Raw genomic sequence first — 19557 nt, forward strand, 5'->3', positions numbered from 1 at the left:
GCGTCAGATGGGAAGGGGGGTGTAGGGTCCACCCTGAATTGAACGTGTTCAATCAATGATCCGGGGGGGGGCTCTGTGGGGACCGGCAGCGCCGTGTACGCGGCCCCGGTGGCCCTGCTGACGAGCGCTCCGTACGCCGCCACGTGCGGCTGGCTCACGGCCGCCGGGGTGCTGCCGGTGGCGGTGGCCGCGGCCGCGCGGATGCGGCAGTGGACGAAGTCCTCGGTACGGCGCTGGGTGCTCCGGGTGGCCGCGGTGGCCGTCGTGGGGGCCTTCGCCGGCGGCTCGGCCTGGCCGTCGAGGTCCGGGCCCTACCGGCCGCCGGTCCTGTCGCGGGCCGACTACATCGGCGTGTGGACCGGCGCCGGCGTCCGCCTGGAACTGGACGCGCAGGGCGCGGTGGTGGCGGAGAAGCTCCTGGTGGACGACGGCTTCGAGGTGGTCGACCGCTGCTCGGGGCACGGCACGTGGAAGCCCCGGGAAGCGGACCGCCTCTACGACCGGGCGGCCGTGGTCCTCGCGGTGCCGGAGTGCGAGAAGGCCTCCCCGGAGCGGGACGAGGCGTCACTGGTGCGGGAGGTGGCGGGCACGGCGGCGGAGCCGGAGCTGTTCGTGCTGATCGGCGAGCCGGACGGCGGGGACGTGCGCGTGCTGCGGAAGCGGGCGCGGTAGGCGGTCGGGGCGAGGCCCAGGGAGTGCTGGAACACGCGCCGCATCGTCTCGGCCGAGCCGAACCCCGACTGCTCGGCCACCGCGTCCACCGGGTCGTCACCGGCCTCCAGCAGGGCCTGGGCGGCCTCGAGGCGTACGGATTCCAGGTACTGCCCCGGTGTCATCCCGGTCTCGGAGCGGAAGAGCCGGGCCAGGTGCCGGCCGCTCACGCCGGCGTCCCGGACGACCTCGTCGAGCGCGAGCCGCGGATCGGCCCCGATGGCGTCCATGACCGTGCGCAGCACCGGATGCCGGGCCTCGCGCGGGGTCAGGCGGGCGCTGTACTGGGACTGGCCGCCGGGCCTGGCCATGAAGACGACCAGCTCCCGCGCGACCTCCCGGGCGACGGCGGGCCCGTGGTCCTCCTCGACCAGGGACAGCGCCAGGTCGATGCCGGAGGTCACCCCGGCGGAGGTGACGACGTGCCCGTCCTGGACGAACACCGGATCCGCCTCCACGCGCACCCGCGGGTACGCGGCCGCGAGCTGCGCCGCGAGCCTCCAGTGCGTGACCGCCCGCCGCCCGTCGAGCACCCCGGTCTCCGCCAGTACGAAGGCCCCGGCGCACACCGAGGTGACCCGGCGCGAGCGGAGCACGAGCCCGGCCACCAGGCCCGTCAGGGCCGGATCGGCGACGGCCCGCCGCCAGTCGCTCCGGCCGGGTACGACGAGGGTCCCGGGCCGGGCCGGCAGGCTGTCCGGGCCGCCGTCCACGCCGATGCGTATGCCCGAGGAGGTGCGGACGTCGGACCCGTCCGGGGAGACGATCCGGACCTCGTAGGGGCCGCGGGCACGGGCACCGTGGAGGTTGGCGGCGGCGAACACCTCGGCGGGACCCGTGACGTCGAGCAGCTGCACGCCGTCGAAGGCGACGATGACGACGGGGTGGACCGCTACTCGGCCCACGGGGAGTCCAGGATCAGGCGTACGAAGTCCTCGCGCTCGAAACCGGGCACGTGGTGCGCGAGCACGTCCGCCTTGACGTTGCCGAAGGCGGTGCCGGGCTTGGGGGCCACGCCGTCGGCGAAGGCGCGCAGGATGCGCTCCTTGAACCGCGGGCGCGGGTGCAGGGCGACGACCGCCGCGCGGTCCGCCTCGGCGAGGTCGTGGTAGCCGATGCCGAGCACGTCGTACTCCACGCCGGCCGTCACCAGGGCCACCTCGGGCTCCATGTGCTCGGGGATGCCCGGGGTGGTGTGCAGGGCGATCGCCGTCCACACCCGGCGCACCGCGTCCTCGGGAACCCCGTGGGTCCGCAGGAAGCGGCGGGCCTCGTCGGCGCCGTCCACCTCGAAGCGGCGGCCGCTGGCGTGGAAGGGCTCCGTGAGACCGAGGTCGTGGAACATCGCGGCCACGTAGAGCAGTTCGGGATCCGCCTCGATGCCGAGGCGGCGGCCCTGGAGGCTGCCGAAGAAGTACACGCGGCGGGAGTGGTCGTAGAGCAGCTCGCCCACGCTGTCGCGGACCAGCTCGGTCGCCTCCTTCGCCAGTCGCGAGTCGGGTACGGGTGCCGCTGCCCGGAGCGGGTGGGGGAGTGCGTCGTTCGTCTGTGCCGTCATCGTCTCGTCGTCCCTTCCTGGTCTTCCGCGGGTTCTCCACCAGTCTTCGGGGTCCGTGCGGCCTCCCGCCATGGCCGTGTGGTCGTACATCCCACAGATACGGACACGGGTGCGCGCGTGGCGCGGCCGTACGGGTGATTCCACCGTCGTGCGGAGCTCCCCGGGGCGCGGGGCCGGTACGGGCTCGGCATCGTGGCGGGGGGACCGGGGACAGGGGACAGGGGACAGGGGACCGGGGACCGGGGGCAGGACCCCGACCCCGACCCGGACCCGGACCTGGCAGCAGCGGCACGCAGGCACGCACTGGAGGAACCTCATGCTCGGCACCGAATTCCGCAAGGGCTCGCCCAACTGGCTCGACCTCGGGAGTCCCGACACCGACGGGGCCGTCTCGTTCTACACCGCGGTCTTCGGCTGGGAGTTCCTCTCCCTCGGCCCCGAGGCGGGCGGCTACGGCTTCTTCCAGGTCGGCGGCAAGACCGTCGCCGCCCTCGGGCCGCTCACCGAGGAGGGCGCCACCCCGGCGTGGATGCTGCACTTCCACACCCCCGACATCCAGGAGACGGCTGCGGCCGTCACGGCGGGCGGCGGAGTGGTCCGCGTGGAGCCCGGGGACGTCATGGGGGAGGGCTGGCTGGCGCAGTTCACCGACCCGCAGGGCGCGGAGTTCGCGTGCTGGCAGCCGGGGAAGACCGCCGGTCTGGGGCTGACCTCCGAGGTCAACACCCTGGTCTGGGCGGAGCTGCACGTCCCCGACCCGGTCGCGGCCGTCGAGTTCTACGCGGGCCTCTTCGGGTGGCGCTCGGCCGAGATGGACGCACCCGGGATGACCTACCGGGTGCTGAGCATCGCCGACGGGGACCAGGAGGACGGCTCCTTCGGCGGGGTGGCGCCGCAGGGTGGGGGCGCGGGTGAGGTCGCGTGCTGGATTCCCTACTTCAACGTCGCCGACGTGGACGCGACCGTGGCCGCGGTGCGGGGCGGCGGGGGCTCGGTGCTGATGCCCGCCGCGGATGTCCCCGAGGTCGGGCGGATGGCGTGGACGGCGGACCCGACGGGAGCGGTGTTCGCTCTGCTCACGCCGGACCCGCGGACGTAGCGCCTGCCCGTCCTGTCCGTCCTGATGGCCTTACCGGCCGAGGTACTTCGGGGTGCGGCGCTCCACGAAGGCGGCGACCCCCTCGTTCGCGTCCGCCGTGGACATGTTGAGTTCCTGGGCGGTGGCCTCGGCGGCGAGTGCGGTCGCCCGGTCGCTGTCCAGGGAGGCGTTGACCAGCTGCTTGGTCAGGGCCAGGGCCCGGGTGGGGCCCTGGGCGAGGCGCTCCGCCCACTCCCGGGCGGTCTCCTCCAGCGCCTCGGCGGGAACCACCTTGTTCACCAGGCCGAGCCGCTCGGCCTCGGCCGCCGGGACGGCGTCCCCGAAGAACATCAGCTCCTTCGCCTTCTGCGGGCCGATGAGGCGGGGGAGGAGGTACGCGCCGCCGGCGTCCGGGACGAGGCCGCGGCGGACGAACACCTCGATGAAGCGGGCCGGTTCGGCGGCGATGACGAGGTCGCAGGCGAGCGCGAGGTGGGCGCCGAGGCCGGCCGCGGTGCCGTTCACGGCGGCGATGACCGGCTTCTCGCAGTCGAGCACGGCCGTGATCAGGCGCTGCGCGCCGAGCCGGATCATGCGGGCCACGTCGCCGACGACCCGCTCGGCGGGGGTGGCGGGCGCGCCGGGGGCCGGGCGGAGGTCGGCGCCGGCGCAGAAGCCCTTGCCGGTGGCGGTGATGACGACGGCCCGCACGCAGGGGTCGGCGGAGGCTTCGGCGAGCAGGCCGATGACGCGCTCGCGCAGGTCCCGGTTGACGGCGTTCATGGCCTCCGGGCGGTTGAGGGTGATCCAGCTGACGCCGCTCTCGAAGCGGTGGAGGACGGTGTCCTCCGGGGTGCCGGTCATGGTGGCTCCTGTTCGTGGGTTCGGGTGCGGCGGCGTTGCGCCTCAAGCGCCGGCGGGGCTGGGGTGTTGCTGGGGCTCGGTGGCTGCGGGTGGGGGGTCGGTGCCGGGGGCGGGGTGGGGTGTTGGCCTGGACTGCATGATTTAGGCGCCCTGTGCCTGCCTTGACAGGGCCCGGCGTGTTCTCGCGCCACAAATCACGCTTTACGTCCCGGCCAACACCCCACCCCGCCCCCGTCCCCGGCCCCGGTACGCAGCCCCGGCCCCGGCTGAGGGGAAATTGCACCGCTCGCGCCACTCCAGCCGTCCGGCGTTTGAGGACCGGGGTCTGGGGCGGAGCCCCAGGGGGTCCGGGCGCAGCCCGGGGCCCCGTTCCTCTCAGCCCGTCCGGCGTTTGAGGACCGGGGTCCGGGCAGCGCCCGGGGAACGGTGGAAGGGCGGGTAGGGGACCTCGCCCCGCAGGGCAACCACCCGCACCCGCCCACCGGGCCCCGCGCCGGGACGGCGGTGGCGGTAGCCCCGCCCGGTCACCGTCGGACGGAGTCCGGCGCGTCAACAACTAGTGGCAGATGGCCAGCGCGTCCAGCGCCACCGCCCCCTGACCCCGCGGCAGCACCATCAGCGGGTTGATGTCCAGCTCCGACAGCTCGTCGCCCAGTTCCATCGCCATCCGCTGGACCCGGAGGATGACCTCCACCAGCGCGTCGACGTCGGCGGGGGGCGCCCCCCGTACGCCCTCCAGCAGTGCGTGCCCGCGCAGCTCCCCGAGCATCGCCCGCGCCTGGTCCTCGCCGAAGGGCGGCACCCGTACGGCCACGTCGTGCAGCACCTCCACCAGGACTCCGCCCAGGCCCACCGTGACGGTCGGGCCGAAGAGGTCGTCCTGGGTGACGCCGACGACCATCTCGACTCCGCGTTCCACCATCTGGCAGACGAGGATCCCGTCCAGCGGGACGTTCTCGTAGCGGGCTATGTCCGTCAGTTCGCGGTAGGCGTCCCGGATCTGGCTGGCCGAGGTCAGGCCGATCTTGACCAGTCCCAGTTCCGTCTTGTGCGCGAGCTGGGGCCCCGAGGCCTTCATGACGACCGGGTATCCGACCAGTCCGGCCGCCCGTACGGCCGCTGCGGCGCTGGTCACCAGTTGCTCGCGGGGCACCCGGATCCCGTAGGCGCGCAGGAGCTGCTTCGCCGCGTGCTCGCTGAGCTGCTGGCCCGGGCGCATGAGGGCCTGGGCCTTGCGGAAGGAGGGGGAGGTGGTGCGGGGGGCGTCCTCGAAGGGGGAGCGGTAGGCGGCGGTGAAGCGGTGGTGGCCCAGGTAGGCGCGGACGGCGGTGATGCAGTTGCCGAAGGTGCGGAAGGTCGCGACCCGGGAGGAGCCGAGGAGGGTGGTGCGGTAGGCCTCCTCCGTGCCGACCGGGGAGCCCCAGATCACGCAGATGAGTTTGTCCGTCTGTTCGGCCGCGTCCACCAGGTCCTGGGCCAGTTTGTCGCTCATCGGGGGGAAGGGGCCCGTGATCGGGCAGATCAGGACTCCTACGGAGGGGTCCGCGAGGATCGCGTCGATGATCTTGCGGCCGCGCCAGTCGCCGACCGGGTGGCCGCCGTTGTCCACGGGATTGGAGACGCCCAGGTAGGAGGGGATCCACTGGTGCAGTTCGTCCTGTTTGGCCTGGGAGAGGGTGGGGATGCTGAGGCCCGCCTCGGTGGCCAGGTCGGAGAAGTGGGCGCCGGTGCCGCCGGAGATGGAGTAGACGACCACTCCGTCGGCGAGGGGTTTGCGGGCGCGGGCCAGGAGGGCCGCGGTGTCCTGGAGTTCGTCGAGGCCGTCGACCCGGATGACGCCGAATTGGCGCATGGCGGCGTCGACGACGGTGTCCGCGCCGGTGAGCTTCCCGGTGTGCGAGGCGGCCATGCGGGCGCCGGTCTCGGTGCGGCCGACCTTGACGGCGACGACGGGGACGCCGTTGCGGGCGGCCCGGTCGGCGGCCAGGAGGAACTGCCGGCCGTCCTTGAGGCCTTCGACGTAGCAGGCGATGGCCCCGACCTCGGGCTGCTCGGCGAAGTAGGAGATGAAGTCGGAGGTCTCGAGGTCGGCCTCGTTGCCGGTGGGCGCCCAGTGGGAGAGGCGGATGCCCAGCTCCTGGAGGGTGTAGACCGGCCGGCCCTGGTGGCCGGACTGGGTGATGAGCGCGATGGCCGGGCCGTCGAGGTCGTCGCGGAACTTCTCGAAGGCGTTGAGATTCGTGTTGGGGCCGAGCAGGCGCAGGCCGGAGCGGCGTACGGCGGCGCCCAGGCGGGCCTGTGCGGCGGCGCCCTCGTCGCCGGTCTCGGCGAAGCCGGAGGCGAAGGCGACGGCGAACTTGACCTTGGCTTCCGCCAGTTGCTCCACGATGGGCAGCGGGTCGGCGACCAGGAGGACGGCGAGGTCCACCTGTTCGGGCAGGTCGGCCACGGAGGCGTGGCAGGGCAGCCCGAAGACCGTGGCCCGGGTGGGGTGCACGGGGTGCAGCCGGGCGCCGACGCGTTCCGCCCAGGCGATGAGCTGGCGGGTGATGCCGGTGTTCGGTCTGCCGTCGGCGTCCGAGGCGCCGATGACCGCCACGGACTCGGGCCGGAAGAACCGGTCCAGGTCGGGGGCGTCGGCGTGCAGGGGCCGACCGCTGACGTCCAGCGCGACCGTGTCCTCGGCGGACGGGGCCGCTGTGGAGTGGACGGCCGTCCTGGGGGTCTCCCCGCAGGCCTCGACACGTGCGCGGAAGTCGGTGGTGAGGGTGCCGTGAGTAGATCCAAGCATCGTTCCGCCCGCTCCTGCTCGATGAACCTCGACGAATCTCAATAACTGACGCGTAGTCAGATTACTGAACTGACGTGCCGTCAGGAACAGGGATGCACAGGAAAGCTGGTGGAGGTGATGTGTGGAACGCCCACGGCCCGGCTTCCGGGTGCGGTGTCCGGGCCGTTCAGGGAACGGTCTCAGATTGCCGGGGGCCGGTCCAGACCAGTATTCGGCCGAGGTCAGAGGGCGTGTGGGCCGCGCCGCTCACCGGGTGCTCACCAGTCGCGGGGGGCGATGAGCTCCTCGATGTCCGCGTCCGGGAATCCGTAGGCGGAGGCCACGAACGCGAAGTCCTCGGCTATCTCCTCGCGCGCCACGGTCTCGATCTCGCTCCCGGCGGCCTCGAACTCCGCTTCCAGCAGGTTGAACTCCTCGGTCGCCGCCCCCGTCAGCGCGTACAGCGCGGCCAGGTGCGGGGGCTGCTCGGCCTCGATGCGCGCGCAGAGGCGGAGCAGGATCTCCCGGCCCTTGTCGAGGACGTGATCCGGGTAGTACGCGTCCGCGTAGAGCGGCTTCAGGAAGGAGCGGGCCGCCGCTTGCTGGTTGGTGATCGACATGATGTCCCCCGTGGTCCCGTCGGTTCCGTCGGCGGTCGGTCCGTCCGTCCGTCCGTCCGGCATTCCGATGGTGCACCGGACCACTGACAGCGGGCCCACGTCGTGTGCCAGCCCTCGGGCCGACCGTTTGGTTCCACGGCTGACGTCGAGCCGCACGACCTAGGTGCGGACCCCTCGGGCGATGGACTTGGCGATCTTCTCCGCGTCCAGGGCCAGTTCGCGGAGGTTGCCGCTGATCGGGTTGGTGAAGCCGGTGAAGTACAGGCCCGGGGCGCCGGGCGGGGTCTTGGCGCCGTGCGTGCGGGGGCGGCCGCGGTCGTCCAGTACGTCGAGGCCGTCGAGCAGGCCCTCCAGGGCGCGGCGGTAGCCGGTGGCCGCGATGACGGCGTCCGGGGTGATCCGGGAGCCGTCCGCGAGGACCACCTCGGCTCCGTCGAAGGAGTCGACGGCGGCCACGGGCTCCACCCGGCCCGTGCGGACCGCGTCGATCAGGCCGACGTCCTGGATCGGGATCGCCCCCTGCTTGACCCTGCTGTACAGGCCGGTGGTGGGGCGCGGGAGCCCGTACGCGGACAGGTCCGGGACCGAGGCCCTGCCGACGATCGCGCCGAGCCGGTCGACCAGCCGGACGGGTAGGCGCCGGACCAGGATCCCGGTCCGCTGGGAGGGCCAGCCCGCCGTGGAGCGGCGCAGGATGTGCGGGGCCGTGCGCACCGCGAGCCGCACCCGGGAGGCGCCGCCCTCGGCGAGGTCGACGGCGATCTCGGCGCCCGTGTTGCCGACGCCGACGACGAGGACGTCCCGGCCGGCGTAGGGGGCCGGATTCCGGTACTCGGCCGCGTGCGCGAGGGGGCCCGGGTAGGCGTCCCGGCCGGGCCAGTCGGGCACGAAGGGGGTGTGGTTGAAGCCCGTCGCGATCACGACCGCCCGCGCCGCCATGACGCGGCCGCCGGTGGCGTGCAGGGTCCAGCCGGGGGCGCCGGGGGCGCCGGGGGCGCCGGGGGCGTCCGTGCCGTCGGGGACGGAGTCCGCGGTGGGCTCGATGCGGGTCACCTCGATGCCGGTGGCGATCTCCAGCTCGTGGAACTCGGCGTACTTCTCCAAGTACCGCACCACGTTCTCGCGAGCCACCCAGCGTCCGAAGCGGCGCGGTATGGACAGGCCCGGCAGGGCGGAGAGGCGGCGCGTGGTGTGCAGGTGGAGGCGGTCGTAGTGCCTCCGCCACGAAGCGCCGACCGACTCCGACTTCTCCACGACCACCGCACGGACCCCGCGGGCGCGCAGCGCGGCGGCGACGGCGAGGCCGCCGGGGCCGGCGCCGATCACGTAGACCGGGCGGGGCTGGGTGGACAGGTCGGGTGCTGCGGGGACTCCGGGCATGAGGTGTGAGCGTATCGCCGTACGGGGGCGGTGGGTCTCGGACGAGGAGGGAATCGGTTGCGGATCGATTACGGGGAGTGGCGGGGCGGTGCGGGTGGGCCCCGGGGGTGGGCCCCGGGGGTGGGGGCCGGAGTGGGGCCCTGGGGTCGGCTCCGGCGGTGGGGGCTTGTGGGATGCGGCGGGATCCGGTGAACTGACGGTACGTCAGGTCAAGTCAGGTGAGGGGCGCGGGTTCCCCGGAGGAGTGGTGTCATGAGTACTGGAGCCGGTACGGCTGCGCGGTTCGACCTGCCGGAGATCGACGATTTCACGCGGCCCTACTGGGACGCGGCGGCGCGGGGCCGGCTGTTGCTGCGCCGCTGCGCGGAATGCGGCAAGGCGCACCACTACCCGCGGGAGTTCTGCCCGGCCTGCTGGGCGGGGGAGGACCGCGTGGCCTGGGAGACGGCGAGCGGGCGGGCCACGCTGTACACCTGGTCGGTGATCCACCGGAACGACCTGCCGCCCTTCGGGGAGCGGGTGCCGTACGTGGCGGCGGTGGTGGAGCTGGCGGAGGGCCCGCGCATGATGACCGAGGTCGTGGGTGCGCCGGGGCCGGAGCTGCGGGTGGGCATGGACCTGGTGGTGACCTTCCGCGAGGCGGCGGAGGGGATCTGGGTGGCGGTCTTCACTCCGGCGGAGCCGGCGGCCTGACGGCCGGCGGCCTGACGGCCGCAGGCACGGCCGCATCCACGGCCGCCGGCAGGACCGCCGCCGGGCCGCCGCCACGCGCCCGGGGCGTCACGGCCACAGGAGGTGGCGGGTCCAGGGGGTGGTGGGCGTGCGGGTGTAGTGGAGGCGGGTGTGGAGGCGGGCGGCGTCCCCCTGGAAGAACTCGATCTCCATGGGGGCGAGGACGTACCGGGTCCAGGTCGGCGCCGGGGCGTCCGGCTCCGCACCGGCCCGCTCCCAGGACCGCGCCGCCGCGGCGGCCAGCTCCTCCCGGGAGGCCAGCACCTCGCTCTGCCGCCCCGTCAGCGCCGCCGCCAGCGCCCCGCGCGTGCGGGCCGCGAGGTCGGCCCGGCTCTCCACCGCGTCGCAGGCGGTGACCCGTCCCCGGACGCGGATCTGGCGGGCCACGGCAGGCCAGTAGAAGCCCAGCGCCGCGTCCGGCCGCCCGGCGAGCTGGCGGCCCTTCGCGCTGGTGGCGTGCGAGGCGAAGTGCAGGCCGCGCTCGTCGGCGTCGTGCAGCATCAGCGTCCGTACGTCGGGCCGCCCGTCCGCGTCCACCGTCGCCAGGCTCATCGTGTGCGGCTCGGGCTGCCCTGCCTTGGCGGCGTGCGTGAACCACTCCCGGAACAGTTCGAGCGGCTCGGCCGGCGCGGTGGCCGGGTCGAAGGAGGGCAGCGGGCCGTCCCAGACGCGCAGGGAGTGCAGGGTGGCGTGGAAGTCGCTCGGGACGCTCATGTCGCTCGGCTCACTCGTCATTTCTCAATCGAACACCATGCGGCTCGGTCGTCACTACGATGTGTGCGGTTTATCTGCTTTGCGTGAGTCGTGAGGGTGGGGAGACATGGGAATGGACAAGAGGGTTGGCGTCATACGAAGAGCCCTGGTGGCGCTGGTCGTTGCCGGAGTCGCGGTGGCCTGCGGGCCCGCGTCGGGGGGTGGCGGGGCCCCGGCCGTCCCGTCGGGCTCCGCCCCGGCCACCTCCGCCCCGGCCACCTCCGCACCGGCCACCTCCGCACCGGCGAGCTCACCCCCCGCCAGTTCGTCCCCGCCCACCTCCGCGGCGCCGGCACCGGCTCCGACGAAGGCCCCGCCGCAGACCCGGACCCCGGCTCCCGCCGATGCGAAGCCGGCCCCGAAGCCCAGCCGCAGCACGGCGAAGCCGCCGGTCGCGAGCAAGACGCCGCAGGAACCTCCGAGCGGGGTCTGCGAGATCGTCTCCAACGCCGGGAACTGCTACAAGGCCGGTCAGTTCTGCCGCAAGGCCGACGTCGGACGCTCCACCCACGCCGCGAACGGGCGGATGATCTACTGCCGCATGGACGGCGCGCAGCCCCGCTGGCAGTACTAGGAACGTAGGGCGCAATGCACGACGGGGGCGCTCCGCCCGGCCGGAGAGGCCGGGTGGAGCGCCCCCGTGGACGCCCGCGTGCTTCAGCAGGACGTCAGGACGGCGTCACGACATCAGTCGAGGACGTCCGGGATGGGCTCGGTGGCGCTGCGCTGGAGCGTCGACGTGGTGGACGGGCCGGCGGCCCAGTCGATGAGCTTGATCGCGTCCGCGTAGCGCTCCTCGTCCTTCAGCAGGACGCCGATGACGGTCTTGCCGTTGCGGGTCACGGCGAAGACGATGCACTTGCCCGCAGCCGTGCCGGTGCCGGTCTTGACGCCGATGGCGCCCGGGACCGCGTACCCGCCGGGACGGGGCTGGATCAGCAGGTTGGTGTTCTTCCAGGTGGCGACGGTGGACGTGCCGCCGCTGCTGTACGCGGTGGTCTTCACGATCGCCTTGAAGTGGGTGTACTTCATCGCGGTGCGGGTGAGCTTCGCGAGGTCGCGCGCGGTGATGTAGTTGTTGCCGCGCGAGATGCCGTCGAAGGTGTCGTAGTGCGTGTTGGTCATACCAAGGTCTTTCGCCTTGGTGTTCATCTTCGAGATGAAGCTCTGGACGCGTGCCGCCCTGGTCGAGCCCTGTCCGAAGGTGTCGGCGAGCGCGTAGGCCGCGTCGCAGCCCGAGGGCAGCATCATCGCGTACAGCAGCTGGCGGACGGTCGGGGTGGCGCCGGCCTTCAGGTAGGCCGTGCTCGCGCCCTCCCTGGCGACGTAGTTCAGGTGCTCCTGCTGGATCGTGACCTTCTTGTCGAGGTCGAGGCTCGACCTCGTGAGGACGACCAGAGCCGTCATGATCTTCGTGGTGCTGGCCCCCTCACGCTTGGTGTCGCCCGCCTTGCTGGTGAGGGTGGCGCCTGTGGAGGCGTCCATCACGAAGGCGGAGGAGGCGGTGGTCGGCGGCGCGGCGACCGCGTTGGCCGGCGAGGCGACCGTCAGGAGCGCGCCGGTGGCGACGGTGACGGCGAGGGCGGCGCGAGAACGCCGCAGCAGGTTCGATATCAAGTCAGTTCCCGTGATGGCTGGAGGTTCCCCGAGGGGGTCGTGGACACCTGGGTGCCCGGCCCCTCAGGGAGCTTACGCAGCCGGACCGACAAGGTGATCGGTCGCGTCGTGTTTGTGTGCGAGCCCCGCGCCCGGGTTGTCCCGGAGGACGGCGAAAAGGGGCGCTCCGCCCGGCCGGAGAGGCCGGGTGGAGCGCCCCCGTGGACGTCTGCGTGCTTCAGCAGGGCGTCAGGGCGGCGTCACGACATCAGTCGAGGACGTCCGGGATGTGCTCGGTGGCGGTGCGCTTGGTCGTGGCGCCGGCGGCCGGGCCGAGGGCCCAGTCGGTGAGCTTGATCGCGTCCGGGTAGCGGTCGTCGGACTTCAGCAGGACACCGATGATCGTCTTGCCGTTGCGGGTCACGGAGAAGACGAGGCACTGGCCCGCGATCGTGCCGGAACCCGTCTTGACGCCGATGGCGCCCGGGGTCTGGTAGACGTGTCCCGGCTTGATCAGCAGGTTGCTGTTCAGCCACGTCTTGTCCGTGGAGTTGCCGTCGCTGCTGTACGAGGCGGTCTTCACGATCGCCTTGAAGGTGGTGCCCTTCATCGCGGCGCGGGTGAGCTTCGCGAGGTCGCGGGCGGTGGAGACGCCCTTCCCCGCGGGCGAGATGCCGTCGAAGCTGTCGTACGTGGTGTTGGCCATGCCGAGGGTCTTCGCCTTGGCGTTCATCTTCGCGATGAAGTCCGCGACGCGGGCCGCACGGGTCGTGCCCGAGCCGAAGGTGTCGGCCAGTGCGTAGGCGGCGTCGCAGCCCGAGGGCAGCATCATCCCGTACAGGAGGCGGCGGACGGTCGGGGTAGCGCCGACCTTCAGGTGTGCCGAGCTCGCGCCCTCCCGCCCGATGTAGTCGAAGTGCTCCTGCTGGATGGTGACCCGCTTGTTGAGGTCCAGGCCCGGCGTGGTGAGGACCACGTAGGCCGTCATGATCTTCGTGGTGCTGGCGACCTCGCGCTTGGTGTCGCCCAGCTTGCTGGAGAGCGTGGCACCCGTGGTGCCGTCCATCACGAAGGCCGAGGCGGCCAGGGTCGGCGGGCCGGAGACGGCCTGGGCCGGCGAGGCGACCGTCAGGATGGCGCCGGTCGCGACGGTGATGGCGAGAGCGGCGCGAGAGCGCCGCAGCAGGTTCGATATCAAGTCAGTTCCCCGTGATGGCTGGAGTTCCCCGTAGGGGCCGTGGACACCGAGGTGCCCGGCCCGTCCGGGAGCTTACGCAGCCGCACCGACAGGAAGATCAGTCCCGTCCGAGAATGACGGTCCCCGAGGAGCAGAACCAGCCGCCCGTGCCCGAGGCGATGGCCACCTGTGGGAGGGTTCCGCCGCGTTTGCGCACTTGCCCCTCGCCCGCCTCGCCGCGGAGTTGGCGCACCGCCTCGACGAGGAGGAAGAGACCGCGCATGCCGGGATGGCAGGCGGAGAGTCCGCCGCCGTCCGTATTGACCGGGAATTCGCCGTCCCGCAGGAGGCGGCCTTTCTCCACGAACGCACCGCCTTCGCCCTTCGCGCAGAAGCCGAGGTCCTCCAGGGTGACGAGCGTCATATAGGTGAAGGCGTCGTAGATTTCGGCGAGGTCCACGTCCGCCGGGGTGAGCCCGGCGCGGGCGAAGGCCTGGCGGCCCGAGACCGCCGCCGGGGAGACGGTGAAGTCCTCCCACTCCGACATCGTGGTGTGCGAGACGGCGGTGCCGGAGCCGAGGATCCAGACGGGCTCCTTGGCCGTGTCCGGTACGTAGTCCTCCGCGGCCAGCAGGACCGCGCAGCCGCCGTCCGAGCGGATGCAGCAGTTCAGCTTCGTGAAGGGGTCCGCGATCATCCCGGAGGACAGGACGTCGTCGACCGTAATGGGGTCGCGGAACATCGCGTCCGGGTTGGTGGCGGCGTTCGCCCGTGCCTGGACGGCGACTTCGGCGAGCTGCTCCAGCGTCGTGCCGTACTCGTGCATGTGGCGGCGCGCGGCCATCGCGTACTTGGAGACGAGGGTGTGCCCGTACGGGACCTCGAACTGCAGGGGGCCGCGTGCCCCGAAGGAGAGGTTCGAGGTGCGGCGGCGGGCCTTGATGTCGGCGCGCGCGGTGGATCCGTAGACGAGGAGGACCGCGTTGGCGTGGCCGGCCGCGATGGCGTCGGCGGCGTGGGCGGCCATGACCTCCCAGGTGGAGCCGCCGACCGAGGTGGAGTCCACCCAGGTGGGGCGCAGGCCCAGGTACTCGGCGACCTCCACGGGCGCCAGGATGCCGAGGCCGGCCGAGGCGAAGCCGTCGATCACCGAGCGGTCCAGGCCGGAGTCGGCCAGGGCCCGGCGGGCGGCCTGTGCGTGCAGGGCGTACGGGGTGGGGCCGTCCACCCGGCCGCAGTCCGAGAGGGCGACACCGACGACGGCGACCCGCCGGCGGGCATCGGAAGGAGTGGCTGATGACATGAATCTGACGGTACATCAGATCGGTGATACGGGGCAGGGCCTGAGATCTTCGGCGGTCCCGCGGATCGTGCTGCGCGGAGTAATTGGAGGCGGTGAATTACGCATCCTGAAATAGTGGAGCTGCGAACCCGAACCGACTGCTAACTCAAAACCAAACCGACTGCTACATCTGGTACAGTCGTGTCTGCGTCGATGGGGTGGAGTGGATTGCCGCTCCGGTGCGACCGAACGATTGAAATCCGACTCAGGAGTGGTGGGGGTTCATGGCGAACAAGGTTCTGGTGGTCGCGCTCATCGTCACGTTCGCCGGCTTCGCCGGCGTGGCGGCGGGGGTCTGCCTGCGGACGATGGGGGCCGAGCCGTCGGTCGCGCTGGCCGCGAGCGGAGCCACCTTCGTGGCGCTCGTCGGCGTCGGGTTCCTGATTGCCAACTATCTCCGGGCCTGATGACCTGCGAGGCATGATGGGTGGGTACGGGATGGCCGTGAGTGCGTAGGAGGCAATGTGGCGGCGAATGCGGCCCAGGAGGCGGCGGCACTGGGGCGGGCGATGGACGCCCTGCACGGTGTCATGTCCGTCGAGGAGGCGTACCGCCTCCTCCTGCTCCTCGGGCTGCTGCGGCACCACGCGGAGTCGTCGCAGTCCGACGACGCGCGGTCCGAGCTGTTCGGTCGGTACGCCTGGGATGAACTCCAGTCGTCATACGAGGGCGGGCACCGCCTGTACGAAATCGTCCGCCGTGGGGTGGCCGAATGGAAGGAGGGCCCGGGGCGCAGTCGAGGGCTGTCCCTTCCGGATCTGATCGCGGTGAACCCGTCGCAGCTGCGCGACGTCATCGATGCGGTGGCCCGGGCCCAGAGCCCCGTCCGGCTGTTCGAACTCGTACTGGAGGCGCAGTCTCGTGGCGCCAAGGGCGGCCAGTACGTCACGCCGCGAGACGTCAGGGCTCTGATGGTGGACCTGCTGGCGCCGCGCCCGGGCGAGTCCGTCTACGATCCCGCGTGCGGATCGGGTGGTTTGCTCGTCGAATCCGCCGCGTATGTGGCGGCGCGAGACGGCAAGGCGGAGGGGCTGCGCCTCTTCGGTCAGGACAGCAGGGGGGCCTCTCTGGAGACCGCCGCAATGAATCTGAGTGTCCACGACCTTGAAGCCCATCTCGAAGGGCCCGCGTCCAGTCTTCTCCACGACGGTTTCCCGGGGGAGACGTTCGATGTCGTAGCGGTCAATCCACCGTTCAATCAGGCGCGTTGGGACCACGGCGGCCGGTACGAGGGACGTTGGCCCCTAGGCGTCCCGCCGGAAGGGAACGCCAATTTCGCCTGGGTGCAGCGGTGCGTGGACAAGCTGTCGCCCGGAGGGCGGGCCGGGATCCTCCTGCCCACCGGTGCGGCGACTGGCACGCGGGGTGCCGAACGGCACATCAGGGCGCGTCTGGTCGAGTCAGATCTCTTGGCCGCGGTGGTCGAACTCCCCGCGGGCCTCATCCCACACGTCCGCAACCCGGTGTGCCTGTGGATCCTTTCAGGACTCGGAGGCATCCGACCCGCTCATGAACGGGGCAAGGTGCTCCTCGTCGACGCGCGCGAGACCGCCCTCACCGTGGACAAGCGTCAGCGAATCCTTCCGCAGGGGGCCGTCGAGCGCGTCGTGGAAACCTACGCGTCGTGGTGCGGGGAGTCCGGCGCCTCCCCGTACGAGGACGTGCCTGGATGGTCCCGGTCGGTTTCGGTCGAGGAGCTTGCCGCCCAGGACTTCGACGTACTGCCGTCCCGGCACGTACCCGGACAGGTCGGCGACGCGGCGGAGTCGGACGTCCATCAGCGGCTGGAGGAGTTGACTGCCGAACTGGAGCGCCACTTCGAGGACTCGCGCCGCCTGGAAGACGAGCTCCGATTCCTTTTGGGTAACCGGTGACCACAGGGCGCGTCGAAGAGCTCCTGCGGGCGCTCCCCCGTGGCTGGGAAGTGGTGCCTCTCGGGGACCTGCCCTTGCGATCGCCCATCGGGTACGGGATCACTCGCCCCGGCCCGCACGTGGATCACGGCGTGGGTATGGTCCGCGCCGCGGACATCCAGGGCGGTCGGGTGCGTTCGGATCATGTCAGGCGCGTGAGTGCCGAGGTGGACCGCGGCAACCTGCGCAGCCGGATTGGTATGGGAGACGTCCTAGTCGTGATGGTCGGCAGAGTGGGTGAAGCCGCCCTCGTCACCGGAGAGTGCGAGGGGTGGAACATCGCCCGGACGGTCGGACGGGTCAGCCTCGCCGAGGCCGCTCCCGTGAACCCGGAGTGGCTCGCGACATGGCTCAACTCCTCCTATGCACGCCAGTGGTGCCTGAGCCGGGCGAAGGCCACCACCTTGCAGGTGACGCTCAACCTTGCCGCGCTGCGCGAGCTTCCGGTGCCGGTGCCGCCGCTCCCACAGGCGCGGGAGTTTCTCCGCCTGATGGCAGTGATGGAGGAGAAGGCGCAGGTCGACGCCGACATCGTGCGTACGGTGCCTGCGGTCGCGGACGCTTGGTTCCGGGCGGAGACGGCCGGAGGGTGGCTGCCGACGTCGAGGTTCGGGGAGCTCGTACGGATCGGCGGGGGATCCCGCATGCGGCCGCACCCGGAGGGCGCGCAGCCCGGTCCGGCAGGGTACGCAGGGCCGTCCGTGCCAGTCGTCGCGCCCGCGGACATCCTGCAGAGCGAGCTGGCGCACCTCGCCCGTACCGGCACCGAGCAGGAAGCCGCCGCAGATGTGCCGCTCTGCCCGCCCGGTTCGCTGCTCGTGGCCGTCCGCGAGGACGGCGTGCGCGTGGTGGTGAACGACGTTGCCGTCGCCCTTGGCCGGGGAGTGCTCGTCCTTGAGCCGGAATCCGAGGACGACCGGTACTGGCTGCTGCACGCGATCCGCTGCCATGCCGCTGACCTGGCATCGACGGCGCAGGGCGCGGGTGGCCGCGAGATCAGCCACCGTGCCTTCGCGGCCGCCGCCGTCCCCTGGCCCCCGGTCGACGTCCGCGCCCGTTTCGCCGAGGTGGCCGGGCGTCTCCACCGGCGGGCGCGCACCGCCGCAGAGGAGGTCGGCACCCTCGCTGCCCTGCGGGAGGTGCTGCTCGACGAGTTCCTTGCAGGAGGGTCCCGCACTTCCCGTGGATCTTCCCCGGCGCACGGACCATCGGTGCGCGGCGAGGGAGTGCAGGAGAGCCTCTTCGGCATGCGGTAGCGACGTCCGGCCGCGGGGAGAAGTCTCCGCCCCCCTGGGCTTATGGCGCCGCTCGCCCTAACATGACGGCCCGTCAGATACGGGGAGGAGCCCGACGATGGATGCCGCCTTCACCGCGGAGCAGGACGAGATACGGCGTACCCTGCGCGAGATCCTGGGCAAACGCTGCGGCCCGGACGAGGTCAAGGCCGCCGTCCGCACCGCCGCCGGACACGACCGCGAGCTGTGGCAGCAGCTCGCCCGCCAGCTCGGGCTGCCGGGCATCGCCGTGGCCGAGGAGTACGGGGGCGTCGGCTGCGCCCCCGCCGACCTGGTCCTGGCCTGCGAGGAGACCGGGCGGGTACTGCTGCCCTCACCGCTGCTGGCCACCGCCGTGCTCGCCGTGCCGCTGGTCACCGCCCTGGGCACCGGCGAGCAGCGCTCCGCCCTGCTGCCGCCGCTCGCGGCGGGCGGGCTCACCGCCGCGCTCGCCGTACCCGGCCCCGCGCTGGCCACCGCCCTCGCCCTGACCGGGGACAACGCCCCGGGCGAATGGGCCGGCGGCGGCCGGTCCGGCGGGGTGCAGGCCCGCGCCGTGGACGGCGGCTGGCGGCTGTACGGGGAGGTGGCCCAGGTGCTCGACGGTCACAGCGCCTCGCTGCTGCTGGTCGCCGCGCACGCGGGAGGGTTCGCTCGCAGCCGCACCCTGCTGTTCCTCGTACGGGAGGACGCGCCCGGCCTCGTACGGGACCGGCAGACCACCCTGGACGAGACCCGCCCGCAGGGCCGCATCCAACTTCGCGATGTCGAAGCCGAGTTGCTGGGCGGCGAAGACGCCGACGTGGCCGGAGCCCTCGCCGCCACCGGACGCGGCGCCGCCGCCGTCCTGGCCGCCGAGGCGGTCGGCGCGGCCGGGCAGGCGCTCGCGCGCACCGTGGAGTACGTACAACAGCGCGAGCAGTTCGGCCGGGCCATCGGCTCGTTCCAGGCGGTCAAGCACCGCCTCGCCGACCTCTACGTACAGGTCCAGGCGGCCCGCTCCGCCGCCTACTACGCCGCCTGGGACCCGGAACAGGGCGGACTCGCCCTGGCCCAGGCCCTGGAAGCGCTGCGGATCACCGCCGGCGAAGCCATCCAGCTGCACGGCGGCATCGGCTTCACCTGGGAGCACGACGCGCACCTCTACTTCAAGCGGGCGGCCGCCGACGAACTGCTCTTCGGCCCCGTCCACCGGCTGCGCGCCCACGCCGCGGAAGCCGCCGGGCTGTTCGCGCCCCTCGGGCCCGCGCCCGTACAAGCCCCCGCCCCCACCCCACGGAACGAGAAGGTGGCCGTCTGATGGCGCCCGGAGTCAAGCTGATGCAGAAGGTCTCCTCGACCATGCTGTTCGCCAAGATCGCACCGCACTTCATCCCCGCCATGGACAAGGCGGTGCACAAGCTGACCCGCGGCAAGGTCATCCTCAGCGCCCAGATGCTCCCCGGCGTGATCCTCACCGCCAAGGGAGCCAAGACCGGCGAACCGCGCACCACCCCGCTCGCGTGCATGCCGGAGCAGGACGGGGCGAGCTGGATCCTGATCGGCTCGAACTTCGGCCGCCCCGGACACCCGGCGTGGACCGGGAACCTGCTCAAGAACCCTGACGCGGACGTGAGTTGGAAGGGTCAGGACATCGCCGTACGCGCCCGCCTGCTGGCGGGTGAGGAACGCGCGGCGGCGTGGCAGGCGGTACTGAAGTTCTGGCCGCCGTACGCGGCGTACCAGGCGCGCATCGAGCGCGAGATCCGGTTGTTCCGCCTGGAGCGTCGCTGATCGCGGCGGAAGTCCC

At 72.3% G+C, this 19557-nt stretch carries 18 protein-coding genes; 8 read left to right on the forward strand and 10 right to left on the reverse strand.

Features of this window, described 5'->3' with window-relative positions:
- Positions 1-494 precede the first annotated feature (494 nt).
- Positions 495-1616 carry a GlxA family transcriptional regulator gene (locus OG730_RS23905; protein WP_327306153.1) on the reverse strand — a complete coding sequence of 374 codons (1122 nt, stop codon included), beginning with the start codon at positions 1614-1616 and terminating at the stop codon, positions 495-497.
- Positions 1604-2269 carry an HD domain-containing protein gene (locus OG730_RS23910; protein WP_327306154.1) on the reverse strand — a complete coding sequence of 222 codons (666 nt, stop codon included), beginning with the start codon at positions 2267-2269 and terminating at the stop codon, positions 1604-1606. Before OG730_RS23910 ends, OG730_RS23905 begins: the two co-directional genes overlap by 13 nt.
- A 316-nt stretch (positions 2270-2585) precedes the next feature.
- Here OG730_RS23910 and OG730_RS23915 point away from each other — a divergent pair, with 316 nt between their 5' ends.
- Entirely contained in the window at positions 2586-3368 is a 783-nt protein-coding gene (locus tag OG730_RS23915) for a VOC family protein (RefSeq protein WP_327306155.1), read from the forward strand.
- Between the two features lie 30 nt (positions 3369-3398).
- Here the strand turns inward: OG730_RS23915 and OG730_RS23920 are convergent, their stop codons facing one another.
- The 4 genes from OG730_RS23920 to OG730_RS23935 all read right to left on the reverse strand — a co-directional run bounded on the left by OG730_RS23920 (position 3399) and on the right by OG730_RS23935 (position 8981).
- Positions 3399-4211 carry an enoyl-CoA hydratase/isomerase family protein gene (locus OG730_RS23920; RefSeq protein ID WP_327306156.1) on the reverse strand — a complete coding sequence of 271 codons (813 nt, stop codon included), beginning with the start codon at positions 4209-4211 and terminating at the stop codon, positions 3399-3401.
- 556 nt (positions 4212-4767) lie between these two features.
- Complete coding sequence (locus tag OG730_RS23925) at positions 4768-7002, reverse strand: acetate--CoA ligase family protein (RefSeq protein ID WP_327306157.1); 2235 nt, start codon at positions 7000-7002, stop codon at positions 4768-4770.
- Positions 7003-7259: 257 nt separating this feature from the next.
- Positions 7260-7601, reverse strand: coding sequence for a DUF5713 family protein (locus OG730_RS23930; RefSeq protein ID WP_327306158.1), 342 nt, complete (start codon positions 7599-7601; stop codon positions 7260-7262).
- A 159-nt stretch (positions 7602-7760) separates the two neighbouring features.
- On the reverse strand, positions 7761-8981 hold the full coding sequence (locus OG730_RS23935; RefSeq protein WP_327306159.1) for a flavin-containing monooxygenase: 1221 nt from the start codon (positions 8979-8981) through the stop codon (positions 7761-7763).
- A gap of 252 nt (positions 8982-9233) precedes the next feature.
- Between OG730_RS23935 and OG730_RS23940 the strand changes: the two genes are divergently transcribed.
- Positions 9234-9674 (forward strand): Zn-ribbon domain-containing OB-fold protein, encoded by a 441-nt coding sequence (locus tag OG730_RS23940; protein WP_327306160.1) that lies wholly within the window; start codon positions 9234-9236, stop codon positions 9672-9674.
- Between the two features lie 87 nt (positions 9675-9761).
- On the opposite strand, the gene OG730_RS23945 is transcribed toward OG730_RS23940, so the two are convergent.
- Positions 9762-10448 carry a pyridoxine/pyridoxamine 5'-phosphate oxidase gene (locus OG730_RS23945; protein WP_327306161.1) on the reverse strand — a complete coding sequence of 229 codons (687 nt, stop codon included), beginning with the start codon at positions 10446-10448 and terminating at the stop codon, positions 9762-9764.
- Between the two features lie 91 nt (positions 10449-10539).
- Between OG730_RS23945 and OG730_RS23950 the strand changes: the two genes are divergently transcribed.
- Entirely contained in the window at positions 10540-11040 is a 501-nt protein-coding gene (locus OG730_RS23950) for a hypothetical protein (protein WP_327306162.1), read from the forward strand.
- A gap of 113 nt (positions 11041-11153) precedes the next feature.
- On the opposite strand, the gene OG730_RS23955 is transcribed toward OG730_RS23950, so the two are convergent.
- The 3 genes from OG730_RS23955 to OG730_RS23965 all read right to left on the reverse strand — a co-directional run bounded on the left by OG730_RS23955 (position 11154) and on the right by OG730_RS23965 (position 14542).
- Positions 11154-12083, reverse strand: coding sequence for a D-alanyl-D-alanine carboxypeptidase family protein (locus OG730_RS23955; protein ID WP_327306163.1), 930 nt, complete (start codon positions 12081-12083; stop codon positions 11154-11156).
- Between the two features lie 247 nt (positions 12084-12330).
- Positions 12331-13260, reverse strand: a complete 930-nt coding sequence (locus OG730_RS23960) for a D-alanyl-D-alanine carboxypeptidase family protein (protein ID WP_327306164.1) — start codon at positions 13258-13260, stop codon at positions 12331-12333.
- 97 nt (positions 13261-13357) lie between these two features.
- Entirely contained in the window at positions 13358-14542 is a 1185-nt protein-coding gene (locus OG730_RS23965) for an acetyl-CoA acetyltransferase (RefSeq protein ID WP_327306165.1), read from the reverse strand.
- Positions 14543-14805: 263 nt separating this feature from the next.
- Between OG730_RS23965 and OG730_RS23970 the strand changes: the two genes are divergently transcribed.
- From OG730_RS23970 to OG730_RS23990, 5 genes are all read left to right on the forward strand, one after another.
- Entirely contained in the window at positions 14806-14988 is a 183-nt protein-coding gene (locus tag OG730_RS23970; protein ID WP_327306166.1) for a hypothetical protein, read from the forward strand.
- A gap of 57 nt (positions 14989-15045) precedes the next feature.
- Positions 15046-16455 (forward strand): N-6 DNA methylase, encoded by a 1410-nt coding sequence (locus OG730_RS23975; protein ID WP_327306167.1) that lies wholly within the window; start codon positions 15046-15048, stop codon positions 16453-16455.
- A gap of 194 nt (positions 16456-16649) precedes the next feature.
- Positions 16650-17750, forward strand: a complete 1101-nt coding sequence (locus OG730_RS23980) for a restriction endonuclease subunit S domain-containing protein (protein WP_327306168.1) — start codon at positions 16650-16652, stop codon at positions 17748-17750.
- Positions 17751-17847: 97 nt separating this feature from the next.
- Positions 17848-19068: an acyl-CoA dehydrogenase family protein gene (locus OG730_RS23985; protein ID WP_327306169.1), complete on the forward strand. Its 1221-nt coding sequence runs from the start codon at positions 17848-17850 to the stop codon at positions 19066-19068.
- The gene (locus OG730_RS23990) at positions 19068-19541 is read left to right on the forward strand and encodes a nitroreductase family deazaflavin-dependent oxidoreductase (RefSeq protein ID WP_327253356.1); all 474 of its coding nucleotides are present in this window, start codon (positions 19068-19070) and stop codon (positions 19539-19541) included. The genes OG730_RS23985 and OG730_RS23990 overlap by 1 nt, the downstream gene beginning before the upstream one ends.
- The last annotated feature ends 16 nt before the right edge of the window (positions 19542-19557 follow it).

It is taken from the genome of Streptomyces sp. NBC_01298, from assembly GCF_035978755.1.
Classification (GTDB): domain Bacteria; phylum Actinomycetota; class Actinomycetes; order Streptomycetales; family Streptomycetaceae; genus Streptomyces.